Source organism: Psychrobacter glacincola, assembly GCF_965118485.1.
In the GTDB taxonomy this organism is placed as follows: Bacteria; Pseudomonadota; Gammaproteobacteria; order Pseudomonadales; family Moraxellaceae; genus Psychrobacter; species Psychrobacter glacincola_D.
Window position 1 is genome coordinate 34,310 of sequence record NZ_CBCPJH010000006.1, and the last position, 14,497, is coordinate 48,806.

Below are 14,497 nucleotides of genomic sequence, written 5' to 3' on the forward strand. Positions count from 1 at the left end.
ACGGTGCTAGTGGCAGTATGGTAAACTGAGTGTCATTTTATCTATCATTATGTTAGTTTGAATGCCTTTGAATTTGTTCAGTTGGAGATCAGTATGTCGGTATTAGATAATAAGAAAATCAGCTTTATCGGTGGCGGAAATATGGCGCAGGCTTTGATTAGCGGGCTTATGAGCTGCGGCATCAAGCCGAGTCTGATTACGGTCGCAGATCCTAACAGCGAAGCACGCGCGCAACTTGCTGCTAAAGGGTTGAATACCGTTGATCCAACGACGGATGCCAAAGCAGCTGTTATCGATGCTGATATTGTGGTGCTAGCAGTGAAGCCGCAAGTGATGAAAGTGGTAGTTAGTGATTTTGCGGATGTTTTGGATAAGCAGTTGGTGATTTCGGTAGCAGCAGGGTTATCTACCGAGATTTTATCTGACATGCTTGGTGGCTATGGCAATATCGTACGTGCGATGCCAAATACGCCGGCGATGATTCAGATGGGCGCTACCGGTCTTTATGGTACTGATGATATCTCTGCTGAGCAAAAGCAATTGGCAACCGCTGTTATGGAAGCGTCAGGGCTTGTGATGTGGGTCGAAGATGAGGCGCATATGCATGCAGTGACGGCAGTATCAGGCTCAGCACCCGCTTATATGTTCTATATCATCGAAGCGATGGTTGATGGCGCAGTTGCCTTAGGCTTGGATAAAGCGCAAGCCTCCGCGCTTGCCATGCAAACGATGCTAGGCGCGGCAAAAATGGCAATGGGTAGCGAAGATGCGCCAAGTGAGCTACGTCGTAAAGTGACCTCACCAAACGGCACCACCCAAGCGGCGATTGAATCGATGCAAGCCAATGATATTGGTCGTCAAATTGGTGAAGCTATGCAAGCGTGTTATGATCGCAGCCAAGCGTTAAGTGAAGAGATGAGCAAGTAATCATCTTAATATCAGAGGCGGTATTTTTAAAATGCTGCATCTGACTGATAATAATAAATACCTAATAATGACATTCGTCATCCTAAAACCTGTTAATAATGTCACATTGAGTAGCGCTTCATGAACAACATGTTATTGCAAATTTTTGATTTGGTCACTACCTTCGCCATGATGTTGGTGTTTATTCGCTTTATGCTACAGTTCGCTGGTATGGACGCCAGCAATCCTATGATTGCGCCTGCTTATAAAGCCACCCATATCGTCGATGTTTTCGGACGTATCTTCCCAACCGTCGGACAAGGTCGTATCAGCATTGCTGCTATTGTGCTGATGTTTTTGATTCGCCTGATTGATATTGCAGGCAAGGCGGCATTAACGCATAAAGGTATTGGGCCTGTACCGTTATTCTTTACTGGTACTATCAGCTTGGTTTTAGACTTTTTACGTATGTGCCGTTACTTAGTCATCGGCTCTATCATCGTTAGCTGGATTGTTGTATTTACACAGTCTCAGCATCCGATTATCGGTATTATTGTTAATTTGGCAGAGCCTATTTTGGCACCGTTTCGCCGTATTACGCCAAACTTAGGGATGATTGATTTATCACCCATGATTGCTTTCTTTGCCTTTTATCTACTTGAGATTTTTATCGGTGGTTTAGCATCAAGCTTTATGCCAATGTTGGGCTAAGCCAGTTAGGTTAAAAAGATTTTTGGGATAATAAAATTTTAAATAAAAAGACGCTCTATACAAGATAGAGCGCCTTTTTTATATCCGTCGTTTATATAAAGCTAAATACTAAGTAATAAGTGCTAAAAGCGTACAAAGCGATTGGGTATCAGTTGTGCTTTAGTATCATCAGGGTGCGGTGCATCAGCAACGCGCAGCGTTTGCGTAATCCAGCTATCGGCTGCCTTGACGCCATCCATAAGTGCATCACCCATTGCCAAACGTCCAGCGATAAAGCTGGCTAGCGAGCAGCCAGAGCCATGAAACTCACCCTCTAAACGCGGCAAGATGCTTTTATGTACCATCTCGCCTTTAATATATAAATACTGCTCGATATCTCCACTATCAAAATCATGTGAGGTTTTAACCAATACTGCATGAGTACCTTGTGCACATAATTTTTGCGCACCTATATGCAAATCCTGCTCGCCACTTAAGGCACGTAGCTCATGGGTGTTTGGTGTGATCAATGTGGCATAGGGAAGTAGCTGTCTAAATGCGGCAACCAGCGTCTGCTCATCGCCCAAACTCCCACCACTATTAGCAACTAAGACAGGGTCTAATACAAAAGGGGTGCCATCAGCAATAATTTGTTCAGCAAATAACTGGGTTAGCATGGCGATATTATCAGTCGTACCTAGCATGCCTGATTTGATGACACTGACAGGCAAGTCATCGAGTACCGCTGTCGCTTGGTCTTTGACCAAACTTGCTGCACATGCTTCGAAACCAATGACCTGCTGCGAGCTTTGTATGGTAATCGCAGTACAGGCAATAGCAGCATGAGCGCCTGCTTGCCCGATAGCTTCAATATCCGCTTGTAATCCCGCTCCGCCGGAGGGATCTAAGCCTGAAAAGCACAATACGACTGGTCGCATAACATATCCTTTGATAGCTTTATAATAAGTAGCAAATACTATAGCCATCCGCTAGTAAAAAAGCCATAAAGACCATTAAATTGATGATTATACGAAAATCACGATTTAAAGCTAATAGAATGCTTGCAATTCGTTTGAGCTTTGTTATAATACCGCCCACGGCATAAGACGTATCATTAGCATCGATACTATGTTTAAAGAAGTATATTTATTGAAAATACTTTGATAAGCGTCTTAAATCGTTCGGTGAAGTGGGTGAGTGGCTGAAACCAGTTCCCTGCTAAGGAACCATACGTGTAAGCGTATCGAGGGTTCGAATCCCTCCTTCACCGCCATTATATTCGGTTTATTATTAGAGTTATAATGCAATTTAAAATTGTTGAACGTCTTTAATTGTTAATATAAAAATATCATATTTAATTATTAAAAATGCTTGACACGAGCAATATAATCTATATAATTACCAACCTAATTTACTACAAAGTTATTTACCGCGTAGTGAATGATGTGTAAAGTAAGCGCTTGTAGCTCAGTTGGATAGAGCACTTGGCTACGAACTAAGGGGTCGGGAGTTCGAATCTCTCCAAGCGCACCATTTTACATCATCGCTTTTATACTAAATCAATCGCCTGTCTTATGACAATTTGGCGGTTTTTTTATGTCTGTAATTTTTGTTTAGATCATCCTTATGTGGCTTAATATGTGACTAAGTAGCATCTTAGGATAATGTACGCTAACTGCCGCAATTACGGTACAATAGCGCTATTATTCACTGCTTGCTATGAGCTGGTACCATGTCAAAGAGTTTATCTAAACGTCCGTCTAAATCTGCTGCTAACGCCCAATCATCAAACGTAGCATCTAAAAGATCAGCGCATCAAAACTTTGAGAGTGAAGAGCCAACGATTGCTAAGCCGATGGCTCGTGTCGTGGCAATTCTCTATGATGGTATGCTGATTTTGGCATTGCTGTTTTTGGTAGGGACGGTGCTGACGGTAATTGGCACACTACTTACGATGGAGACAGGCTCGGAATCTTCACAAGCGCAGTCGCTACCGACTTGGTATCAGAACTTTATTATGACACCATCCTTTATACTAACGCTAGTGGGCTTTTACGGGCTGTTTTGGCGTCGTGGTGGGCAAACACTAGGGATGCAGACGTGGCGGCTTAAAACGGTAAATAACAACGGTCATCTACTGACATGGGGACAATCCTTCCAACGTATTTTTGCAGCGTCTTTGATGCCGCTTATATTTGGCTTGATCGGTAGTGTCATCGGTGGCTCGCGCGCCATATTATTAACCAGCGCGTTTTTGGGACTCACATTTAACTATGCGTTCTGCTTATTTAACCGTCGCGGCTTAGCGGTACAAGATATGATATCGAATACCATTACTTTAAAAATGCCAAAAGTCGAACATGAAGGTTTATGGAGCGGCTTTAAAAATCGTAAAAAGAACCGCTAAATAGTAAGCTTTCTGCGTTCGTAATAAAGAATATAAAAAAAGCTGAATCTAAATAGGATTCAGCTTTTTTTATTAACTAACAATCAATATATAGTCAAACGAGGTATGTATGACACATGCTGTTATAACTGTGCCGATTAAGCTACTTGTACTGGGATAATATTCGCCGTGTCTTTCACAGTATTGTCTTCGTTGCAATAAACCAATCTTGGCTGATACGTTGACGCTTCAACTTCATCAAAATGCGCGTAAGCACAGATAATAACGATGTCACCTAAGTCTGCCATATGAGCAGCCGCACCGTTTAATGAGATAATACCAGAGCCGGCTTCAGCACGAATAGCGTAGGTACGAAAGCGCTTACCGTTGGTGACATTGTAGATGTCGATAGATTCGTTTTCACGCAGACCCGCAAGGTCTAATAAATCACCGTCGATACCGCATGAGCCTTCGTAATGTAGCTCAGCATGAGTAACACGGGCGCGATGTAATTTGCACTTGAGCATATTAAGTAGCATGGATTGCTTCCTTAGTGTAACGGATATAAATGAGTTAAATCAAAATGTTAATGGGGATAATTGGACGAGAATAAAAGGCTATTATAATAGAAAGGCGATTTATTCAGGTAATTTAAAGCCATTAATTTGTGAACGTGCTTTTTCGATATCACCGCCCAATAATAAAGGCAAAGCGTCAAATGCTGCCGACAATGCGCTATCAATGGCAATTTGCTCATCTGGCGCTGCTTTTGAGAGCACATGACCACTGACTTTAGATTTGTGACCCGGATGACCAATACCCACACGCAAACGATGAAAGTCGCTGCCAATATGCGGAGTAATGTCACGCAGACCATTATGACCGCCATGACCACCGTCGGTTTTGAGTTTGATGCTGCCAGCGGGAATATCAAGCTCATCATGGGCGATTAACATGTCATTATTATCAATATTGTAGAAGTTAACCATAGGCACAACCGATTGACCCGATTTATTCATAAAGGTCAGCGGCATCAATAAACGTACATCAGAGCCATGAATTTGCCCACGTCCTGTCACCCCGTGGAATTTTTTGTCGGGAGTAAGGGTGATATTAAACTGCTGCGCCAAATGATGAACGAACCAAAATCCTGCATTATGGCGCGTAAACATATACTCCTGACCCGGATTACCAAGACCGACAATAAGCTTTATGGCCATAAAAACACTCTGCTTGAATATAATAAATGAGGGGTAAGGTTTGAGATAATAATGCCATTCATTGAATAGCGTATATCTATTTTCTCAAACCTTACTTACAAAAACAGCAGGAGATATTCATCACCTGCTATTTTTTTGACTAAACAAACCTTGTATTACATAGCGAACAATAGGTTGCTACATATAGGCTGTTTATTATTAGCTGTCTTTTTTGTCATCAGCAGCTTGTGCAGTCGCAGGTACTTCAGCGGCAGCAACTTCAGCAACTTCGTCAACTTCTTCAACGGTTGGCGCTTGCATGTTCACGATCGTACGGTCGTGTGCATCTTCCATATCAAGATCAAAGATGATAACGCCTTCAGGGAGTTTGATGTCTGATAGACGGAACAAATCGCCGATTTCCATAGCAGATACGTCGATTTGTAAGTATTCAGGTAACTGTGATGGTATGCAAACGATTTCAACATCAGTTACTACTGTAGATAGAATACCACCCGCTTTCGTACCTGGCGCATTTTCAGCACCAAGGAAATGTAGAGGAACATTCATGTTGATTTTTTGACCTTTCACAACGCGCTGAAAATCAGCATGCATTGGGAAGCCTTTAGCTGGATGGCGTTGTAGCGCTTTAATAACAACTTGAGACTCTTCACCTTTATCGGTGGTGATGGTCAAAATTTGTGAGAAGAAGGCTTCATATTCAAGCGACTTTACTAGCTCGTTGATTTTGATTGAGATAGCAGTTGGTTCTTCACCACCACCATAAATGATAGCAGGAACTAGATTCTGCTTACGTAGGCGGCGGCTCGCACCTTTACCTTGTTGTTCAGCAGAGCGGTCAACCGCGTTGATTGCAAAATGATCAATAGCCATGGATATAATCCTATAGAGAGTATGTGAAGTATCTACCAGTAATAATAGACTTGCGACCAGTCTAGCACTGGATAATCAATACTTTAGAATGTACCAATCATGTCGCTAAGTATAAAAATATCTAAAAATGCTAGATGTTAACTAATGACGAATACAGGCGCGCATTATACGTGATTCTTTAACAATAATAAAGACCTACGTAAAATGGCTATGTGAATAACAGCGTAAAACCATTACATAAAAAAAGCGCCAAGTATCTAAACTTAGCGCTTTTTTTAATCTAGCAGAATGCTTAAGCATCAAACATAGCACTGATAGATTCTTCGTTATTAATACGGCGTAAGCTCTCAGCAAGCATTGGCGCTATACTGACTTGACGAATTTTGCTACAAGCCTTCGCTGCGTCAGTCAATGGAATGGTATCAGTAACCACAATTTCATCCAATGCCGACTCGCTGATGTTTTGCAGTGCATTACCAGATAAAACAGGGTGAGTGATATAAGCCACTACGCGGCGCGCGCCATTTGCTTTGAGTGCTTCCGCAGCTTTGCATAACGTCCCTGCGGTATCGACCATATCATCAACGATGACGCAATCACGGTCACGGACATCACCGATGATGTGCATGACTTGTGACTCATTGGCACGGGCACGGCGCTTATCAATAATCGCCATATCTGTATCGCCCAACTGCTTAGCCATTGCGCGTGCACGTACGACGCCGCCGACATCAGGAGAGACCACCATAATATTGTCGTAATCTTGTTTTTGTAGATCGTTTAATAGTACAGGCGTACCGTAGATATTATCGACAGGGATGTCAAAGAAACCCTGAATCTGATCTGAGTGCAAATCAACCGTCATCACGCGATCGATACTAACGATGTTCAGCATGTCAGCGACAACTTTAGCAGAAATAGGCACACGAGCTGAACGAGGACGACGGTCTTGACGGGCATAACCAAAATACGGCATGACTGCTGTGATACGACCAGCACTAGAGCGACGCAAAGCGTCTGCCATCATCATGATTTCCATCAAATTGTCGTTGGTCGGTGCACAAGTAGGCTGCATGATAAACACGTCTTTACCGCGCACGTGTTCTTTGATTTCTACGGCAATTTCGCCATCAGAAAAACGCGTGATATCAGCTTTACCAAGAGGTATATGGAGATGATCGGCTACGGTTTTTGCTAATTCTGGGTGGGCATTGCCCGTAAAAATCGCCAAATAAGGCATGACAGAAGTCCTATTGATTGACTCAAGCAGCGACCGCTAAGCAGTGTCAAACTGCTCAAATTCAGAAAAGAGTATTGGAAACTATTGATGACTACTATTACAGTAAAAAATGGTAGGGGTAGCTGGACTCGAACCAACGGATGTCAGGATCAAAACCTGATGCCTTACCAACTTGGCTATACCCCTATAATGTCTAGGCTGTGTACGTCGATATCTAATTATAACTTTATTGACAGTCATTATTAAAATAGCGTCACGACCTGTTGGTTATCTTATAAACGCATAAACCGTCTACAACATAACTTTTCCCTAACGGTGTTCATTGCGAACTATACCGAAACTGGGATAACATTGTCAATGTCAATAAGATAAGCAGCTATTTATAAACTGTTTATCTTAAGCACATATCAAATGCTTTGCGCTTAAAAATGGTAGGGGTAGCTGGACTCGAACCAACGGATGTCAGGATCAAAACCTGATGCCTTACCAACTTGGCTATACCCCTATTGAGGCGACCTATTATAAATAAGTTTTCAGATTTTGCAAGGTCTTTAGGTGTTTTTATGGCTTTTATTAACAATGAGTTGATGTTGAGGTGGTTTTGATAGGTGAGTGGCAGAAATCGACCATAAAAATTGACGCGTTAATTACATTTTAGTGTAGGGTTCTATAAGTGGGTTTGGGTGGATTGCATCTGGTTTAGCATTCTAAGAGATGTGTTTTACTTATCCAAAGGAATGGCATGAGACTCAACTGTATCCAGTAGCTCAAGCAATATGGTCAAAAAGTCACTTTTCTTTAGATTGTTAATCAGTGGGAAAATATAATAGCTATTATCTTGATAACTAATGTTTATTGAGTTCACAATAATATCCATCACGACAAATTTTTCTTTTATCTCATGCACATTGAAAGCAATGGTTTCTGTATTTCCAAGCATTATCAAATTCTTTTCCCTAAAGCTTGAGCTTCAGTAAGTGATGGTCGTATTATCGAAACCAACCTCTGAATTGTGAAAAATGGATAGTTAAAAACTCCCCGCCACGTACCCTGTACAAGGCGCATTGTTAATCCACTTTGTCAAAAGCGTCTTATCATCAATAACACTTGAATCCAATGGTAAAAATACTGCGCTACCAGAGCCGGTCATTCTTGCTGTGCTTAATGCTACTTTTTCTAACCCTTGTAAATAACGTAATGCTTCATCGACGGCAGGAGCAAAGCTGGTTACGACTGGTGTAAAGATATTTTGATAAGGCGTGTTTAAATGTTGTACATAATCATTGGACTGGTTTTTAATCGCCTCAATCGATAACGGCGCGATATCGCGCTGTAGTTTGGGATGTGTGAAAAGCTCAGCAGTATCGACGTGTGCAGCTGGCGTCAATATTAAATACTGCTGCTCTGGCAAATCAATGGCGGTCAGCTCTTCGCCAATACCCATGGCAATAGCATCTTGACCAAAGATAAATATTGGCACATCCGCGCCTACTTTAGCACCAATTTTTATCAGCTCGCTTTGAGTAAAATTAAGCTGCCAAATCTGATTAAGAGCAATCAATGTGGTTGCGGCATTGGATGAGCCACCACCTAAGCCGGCACCCATTGGCAAGTGTTTATCTAAAGTCACTTCTACTTGAGGTAGGTACTCAGGCAGCTTATTTGAGTCTATGGCAGCTGCCAGTAAGGTACTAGCAGCTTTAAAGATTAAATTATCTTCTATGCTGCTGGTTATAGCCTCTGCCCCAGCCAACGTTAGCAGCTGACCACACAGGCTATTAATATCTAGTCGACTGTTATTTGCTGAGTTATCAATAGTAGATATTAATTTATCTGCTATCGAAAAATGCAGATAATCGCCCCAATCGAGCAGACGAAAAACAGTCTGCAAATCATGATAACCATCAGCACGCTTACCGGTAATATGCAGAAATAAATTAATCTTTGCTGGTGATAAGCGCGTGATAAGCGATTCGTTAGTAGCGTTCTTAGTCATAAATCATCATCACAATTCTCAGATACAGTTTCAAACAACCGTTTCTATAAATCACTATTATAAACAGCAATCAAATCCACTTAGTGTACTTGGCACTATTATTTTTGATGGTCAATTGTCATGACGACTTTATTACCTTGCGACTGCATAGCGCTAATTTTATTTGGTAATTTATCATTGCCTTTATAGCTAAAGCTTGCTTGCCATTCGCCATTGACTGAGCTGACTAAACGATTTTGGGCATCGAGCTGCGGCGCGCTGTCTGATGGTGCTGAGCGACCAGAAATCCAATATGGCATTTGTGAGATAGGCGCTTGCCAACCTGTCGCTTTTTTGAGTAGTGTTTCAGGGTCAGCAGCAGTTAAGGTGCCCGTTTTTTCGCTCACCAAAGTCGCTGATTGACCGTTATATTCAATATTGGTTTTGCCAATGCCTAGCGCACCTATTAGCTCAATGGCAAAGCGATCATTCTGTTGTCCCCACGCATAAAATGCACTGCCACCTTGAGCGCCTGTTGTATCACTAGCAGGCGTTGTGACACCAATCTTACCTGTAATGTTAAAGTTATCTAGTTTCTTTGGTTGCTCGGCATTTTGACCTTGAATGGTAGTGCTAGGCTGGTTGGTCGCGTTGGCAGTTTTCATTGATTGGCAACCAGAGGTGATTAGAGCTGCTGCTGTCATGGCGGTGAATAAAGCCAGTTTATTAGGTTTATAATTAGGTATTAGGGTCGACATGGCGTTTCCTCAAAAATGGACAAATTTACACAATTGTTATTTCGAAATCAAAAGTGTTGTTTCAAAAGTAAGTTAGCTTAAGTGTTATTTGTTACTCGGGTATGCGTGGCTGTTAGCTTCTTATAAGTGACTTGTAATAATGAACAGCATACTTAAAAGCTTAAACGTTACTTATCAATTACACCGTTGCTTATTAATAAAGTTGTACGCGGTCATTGATATTACGCTGTCCAAATGAGAAACGTTTCTGCAAATCAGCCAGTAATATCTCAACTTTTTCATTATCACCCAAGCCTTGATAAGCGCGTAATAGTAGCGTTCCCGAGCGCAGAGTAGGGAGCACATCATAAGGGGTTTGTAGATAGTCGATGACTTGTTGATAATTCTCGTTTGCTAGCGCATTGCTTGCTAGCACATTGAGCGCCTGTAGGTGCAGCTCATTGTCGTAACGAGGGTCATCATAGCGGATTTGTATAATAGCCGTTGCTAACGCCAATCCTTGCTCAGAGCCGCGCTCATTAGCAAGCAGCAGCTGGGCATAACTCAGCTGATAAGCAGGGTTGGTAGGGTCGAGCGCTTGCAGATGATTGAGCAAGGTACGCTTGACGATATAATCGTTTTTATCATCAAGAAGCTGGGCGCGGGCAAAGAGCAGTGTCTCATTATCAGGGTACTTACGAGCGGCTTTACTCAATAAGCGTAAGGCTTCAGCAGATTCATTTTGCTGCCATAAGATATCGGCTTGCAAGACAAAGCTATCAGGCGCAAATATATTAAAATCTTTACGCATTTTTTCTAACGTAGCGATGGCGGCATCGACATTATCGTTAAGCAACTCCAATGCCACCACTTTTTGTCGCGCTTCTAGTACCAAATCCTCTTGCATGACTGCATTGAGGTAGTATTTGGCTTGCTCAAAGTCTTGCTGGCGCTCGGCACTGATACCTAGATAATAATAGGATTGATCAAGGTAAGCGGGGTCTTTAGCTAAGGCGTTAAGTAGCTTATCGGCGCTCGCGTATTTTTCGATATCTAAGCTAACCAGTGCGGCTAACAAAGTTATTTCAGCATCATCGGCAAAGCGTTCGTGAGCCTCTAACAACAGTTGCCACGCTTGCTCGTTTTGTTTTAAATCCAGTAAATAGCGAATCTCATATAAGTATAAGTTTTTGCTATCCGCATTGCGTAAGCGCGCTTGGCTAAGATAATCAATGACTGTGGTTGACGGCTCGATTTTGCGCAGGATATCTGCTTTTAAAGTAATAAAAGGCACATAATCTGGCTGGCGCTCAAGCGCTCGATTGATATGGACGATAGCTATCTCAGGCTCATCAAATTGATAAAGCAAACCAGCTTTTAAGACCGATAGCGAGGCGTTCTGCTCACTGTCGATAGGTTGCAGAGCGGCGAGTAGCTCGCGCTTATCTTCATCACTATTCGGATAAATGCCAATCAGGATTTCACTGAGATCGGCGCGGGGGTCATAGCTTAAAATACGGTTTAGGGTTTCGCCTGCCAACTCATAATCGTGCGCGCGTAGTGCCAAATGGGCGACATAAAACCAAGCGGGCACATGGTCTGGGTTGTCATCTTGCCATGCTTTGGCAAATTGTAACGATTCTTCAACCCGATCATTGCGTAACGATAAGCTTAGTGCTCGCTCAAAAACGGCTGTCGCATCTTGTTTAAAGGATTGCTGCTTATAGATAGTTAGGGCGCGCTCGGTATCATCACGATTGGCGGAAAACTCTGCATCTAATAACGCATACAAGCTTGGTTCGTTGTTTGATCGAAGGCTTGGCTCATTGCTTGTTTTATTAAAGTCAGGTAATGGATTGCTTTCTGTTACGGAAGTAGCAGCTATCAAACCTCTATCAGCTATATTTTCATTTATTGGTATTTGACTGCTAATTGGTATTTGACTGCTAATTGGTATTTGACTGCTAATTGGTATTTGACTGCTAATTGGTATTTGACTGCTAGTAGCTTTGTTAGATGGCTTAATAGTTGTGGTAACGGTGGCATTACTGGTGCTAGTAAGAGAGGTTTTAGGTAAATTTGTGTTGGATGCGACGCTTGCATTGCTGGCATGAGCAGGTAATCCCAGACACAAAAAAATAGCCAACGAAAACGCTAGCTTATAGCGTTGGCATAGACGCTCGATAAGGCTATGCATTAATGCTCGAAGCTTAGATTGAGCATTATGCATGGATTGCTGTCTAAAGGATAAGCCAAAAAAAACCATAGCGTAGAGTATTCACCTATTTTTGTATGGCATAAAATGATTTGCTATATAAAAGGCTGATTTTATCATAATCGTTTTAAAAACATATAACTGTGATGAATAGTAATGCCAAACATTATAAGAGCAGAGTGAGAATATAAACAATAGCAGCCGTGTTACTTGGGCAGTAATAAGATGGATTTATACTAAAGCGTTTGCCTATTAAGCCCGAAATTACAGTTGATTTGTCAGCACGGCGCCCAGATACAGACAAAGTGTTGGTTGATAAAGTGCTAGCGGATAGAGGTGAGTGTTAAATAAAGCTGCCAATAATGATATAATAAGCGCTTTTTAGTATTTTACTTATAACCTTATTTGTTAAAAGCTATTTTTCAAAGCTTTCTCATCATGAGTTATCTTTGAAAAATGGGATTTTAACCTTTTAAATGAAAACCGCTAAGCGCACCTGGTTGGCGAGTGAATATTATATTTATGGTCTATCGATAATGAGATTAGTGGTCATTGGCGTTAATCACAAAACTGCACCAGTCGCTCTACGAGAGCGCTTGGCGCTTGTGGGTGACGATGTCAATATTGCACTTGAGCAGCTGCAAGTCTTTAATGATGGTAGCGTGATTGTCTCAACTTGCAACCGTACTGAGATTTACGCGCTAGTTCCTCAAAATTCGATAGCTCAAAACTTAACACCTCAAAGTGCGTCAACACAAAACCTATCTTCGTCAGTTGTTGACAGTAGCAACACCTTGACTAATAGCATTAATCTCTCTGCTGCGGTCATCAGCGCTCATATCCTAAGAATAAAAACGTGGCTTGCTGATTTTAAGCAGTTGTCACTTAGCGAGATTGACACTTATCTTTACGTCCATCGTGATACCCACGCTTTAACCCACTGGCTGCGAGTTGCATCAGGGCTTGATTCTATGATACTCGGCGAGCCGCAGATACTCGGGCAAATCAAGCGGGCTGTCCATCTGGCGCAAGATCAAAAAACCCTTAGTAATCAGCTAGGCTGGATTGTTGATCAGGTATTTGCGGCGGCAAAACGGGTACGTAATGAGACCCAAGTCGGCGCACAGGCGGTATCGCTTAGCTATGCTGCCGCCAAATTAGTTACGCAGATATTTGATGATTTGCCCAGTCGCACGTTATTGGTAGTGGCGGCAGGAGAGATGAATCGCTTGGTGGCGACCCATATTGCAGGTCTTGGGGTTGGGCGCGTTATTATTTGTAACCGTAATCCTGAGCGTGCAGAAGCGTTAGCCGCCGAGCTACGTCAGCCTAATCGGATCATCGATGTACGACCTTTACATGAGCTCGGGCAAGTATTGGCAGAAGCCGATATTGTGAGCAGCTGTAGCGGTAGTATGGATATATTGATTGATAAAACTATGACGCTGCGGGCGCTAAAGAGTCGTCGTTATCAGCCGATGTTGATGATTGATTTGGCGGTGCCGCGTGATATTGACTCAACCGTTAGCCGCATAGACGATGTTTATCTCTATTCTGTTGATGATTTGCAGCATGTGATTGCTGGTAATATTGAACAACGTCGGCAAGCCGCAGTCGACGCTGAGCTGCTAGTTAGTCAATTAGTCGTTGAAATGGATCGTCGTTTTCAAGTACGGCAAGTTGGCAAGGATATTCAGCAATATCGCGCTCGTACTCATGATCAAGTAGAAAAACTCTTGCATGAGTCCATTGCTAAGCTGCAACGTCACAACGCTGATCCCGAGGATATTATCACTGAGCTATCACGACGCTTGACTCAAACCTTGAGCCATGCGCCCTCAAAGCTGATGCGCAAGGCGGCTCGCGAAGGTGATAATGAACTGCTCGACTTTGTAGTATCAGGATTACAAGACGCCCATCGTGGTCGCCACTAGTTACTGCCTACTTATCGATAAATTTAAAGTCGTTTAAGCGCTATTCTCATGCAAAATTATTATGCAAATATAGCGTTGTCAACCTGCATTATCAGTGCTAATATCAAGCTGTTATGAATATATTAAGTAGTGATAATTTGTTGTTATGGTTTGGTAGTTCCTTGCTGACTACTATGCTTTAAAAAACCTACCACATTTATTCTCACTTAATATCTGCTCATTTCATTAGTTATCAATGACCATTATTATCCTCCTACCTCTGTGTAGCAATAATCATGGTGCGCATATTATGTGCGTTTTCGTTTAACGTTAAGAACACCA

The 14,497-nt window shown here is 42.3% G+C and carries 13 protein-coding genes and 4 tRNA genes; 6 read left to right on the forward strand and 11 right to left on the reverse strand.

Annotated elements, in window-relative coordinates:
* The first annotated feature begins 93 nt into the window (after positions 1–93).
* Both proC and ACMHKH_RS03090 read left to right on the forward strand, forming a co-directional pair.
* Positions 94–927, forward strand: a complete 834-nt coding sequence (proC, locus tag ACMHKH_RS03085; RefSeq protein WP_413519206.1) for a pyrroline-5-carboxylate reductase — start codon at positions 94–96, stop codon at positions 925–927.
* A gap of 120 nt (positions 928–1,047) precedes the next feature.
* Positions 1,048–1,617, forward strand: a complete 570-nt coding sequence (locus tag ACMHKH_RS03090) for a YggT family protein (protein ID WP_413519207.1) — start codon at positions 1,048–1,050, stop codon at positions 1,615–1,617.
* A gap of 122 nt (positions 1,618–1,739) precedes the next feature.
* On the opposite strand, the gene ACMHKH_RS03095 is transcribed toward ACMHKH_RS03090, so the two are convergent.
* Positions 1,740–2,534: a hydroxymethylpyrimidine/phosphomethylpyrimidine kinase gene (locus tag ACMHKH_RS03095; protein WP_413519208.1), complete on the reverse strand. Its 795-nt coding sequence runs from the start codon at positions 2,532–2,534 to the stop codon at positions 1,740–1,742.
* 245 nt (positions 2,535–2,779) lie between these two features.
* Here ACMHKH_RS03095 and ACMHKH_RS03100 point away from each other — a divergent pair.
* From ACMHKH_RS03100 to ACMHKH_RS03110, 3 genes are all read left to right on the forward strand, one after another.
* Positions 2,780–2,869 (forward strand) — tRNA-Ser (locus tag ACMHKH_RS03100).
* A 183-nt stretch (positions 2,870–3,052) separates the two neighbouring features.
* Positions 3,053–3,129 (forward strand) — tRNA-Arg (locus ACMHKH_RS03105).
* A gap of 199 nt (positions 3,130–3,328) precedes the next feature.
* Positions 3,329–4,003 carry an RDD family protein gene (locus ACMHKH_RS03110; RefSeq protein ID WP_413519209.1) on the forward strand — a complete coding sequence of 225 codons (675 nt, stop codon included), beginning with the start codon at positions 3,329–3,331 and terminating at the stop codon, positions 4,001–4,003.
* 137 nt (positions 4,004–4,140) lie between these two features.
* Here ACMHKH_RS03110 and panD read toward each other — a convergent pair whose 3' ends face one another.
* From panD to ACMHKH_RS03160, 10 genes are all read right to left on the reverse strand, one after another.
* The gene (gene panD / locus ACMHKH_RS03115; RefSeq protein WP_011279481.1) at positions 4,141–4,521 is read right to left on the reverse strand and encodes an aspartate 1-decarboxylase; all 381 of its coding nucleotides are present in this window, start codon (positions 4,519–4,521) and stop codon (positions 4,141–4,143) included.
* A 99-nt stretch (positions 4,522–4,620) separates the two neighbouring features.
* Positions 4,621–5,202, reverse strand: a complete 582-nt coding sequence (gene pth / locus ACMHKH_RS03120) for an aminoacyl-tRNA hydrolase (protein WP_413519210.1) — start codon at positions 5,200–5,202, stop codon at positions 4,621–4,623.
* 198 nt (positions 5,203–5,400) lie between these two features.
* Positions 5,401–6,075, reverse strand: coding sequence for a 50S ribosomal protein L25/general stress protein Ctc (locus tag ACMHKH_RS03125; RefSeq protein WP_413519211.1), 675 nt, complete (start codon positions 6,073–6,075; stop codon positions 5,401–5,403).
* Positions 6,076–6,367: 292 nt separating this feature from the next.
* Positions 6,368–7,315 (reverse strand): ribose-phosphate pyrophosphokinase, encoded by a 948-nt coding sequence (locus ACMHKH_RS03130; RefSeq protein WP_413519212.1) that lies wholly within the window; start codon positions 7,313–7,315, stop codon positions 6,368–6,370.
* A gap of 110 nt (positions 7,316–7,425) precedes the next feature.
* Positions 7,426–7,501, reverse strand: a tRNA-Gln gene (locus tag ACMHKH_RS03135).
* Between the two features lie 243 nt (positions 7,502–7,744).
* A tRNA-Gln gene (locus ACMHKH_RS03140) sits at positions 7,745–7,820 on the reverse strand.
* Between the two features lie 216 nt (positions 7,821–8,036).
* The gene (locus ACMHKH_RS03145) at positions 8,037–8,255 is read right to left on the reverse strand and encodes a hypothetical protein (protein WP_413519213.1); all 219 of its coding nucleotides are present in this window, start codon (positions 8,253–8,255) and stop codon (positions 8,037–8,039) included.
* An 87-nt stretch (positions 8,256–8,342) separates the two neighbouring features.
* Positions 8,343–9,311 (reverse strand): 4-(cytidine 5'-diphospho)-2-C-methyl-D-erythritol kinase, encoded by a 969-nt coding sequence (ispE, locus tag ACMHKH_RS03150; protein WP_413519214.1) that lies wholly within the window; start codon positions 9,309–9,311, stop codon positions 8,343–8,345.
* 98 nt (positions 9,312–9,409) lie between these two features.
* Complete coding sequence (gene lolB, locus ACMHKH_RS03155; RefSeq protein WP_413519215.1) at positions 9,410–10,048, reverse strand: lipoprotein insertase outer membrane protein LolB; 639 nt, start codon at positions 10,046–10,048, stop codon at positions 9,410–9,412.
* 193 nt (positions 10,049–10,241) lie between these two features.
* The gene (locus tag ACMHKH_RS03160) at positions 10,242–12,257 is read right to left on the reverse strand and encodes a hypothetical protein (protein WP_413519216.1); all 2,016 of its coding nucleotides are present in this window, start codon (positions 12,255–12,257) and stop codon (positions 10,242–10,244) included.
* A 521-nt stretch (positions 12,258–12,778) separates the two neighbouring features.
* On the opposite strand from ACMHKH_RS03160, the gene hemA reads away from it, so the two are divergent.
* Positions 12,779–14,176, forward strand: coding sequence for a glutamyl-tRNA reductase (hemA, locus tag ACMHKH_RS03165; protein WP_413519289.1), 1,398 nt, complete (start codon positions 12,779–12,781; stop codon positions 14,174–14,176).
* Positions 14,177–14,497 lie beyond the last annotated feature (321 nt).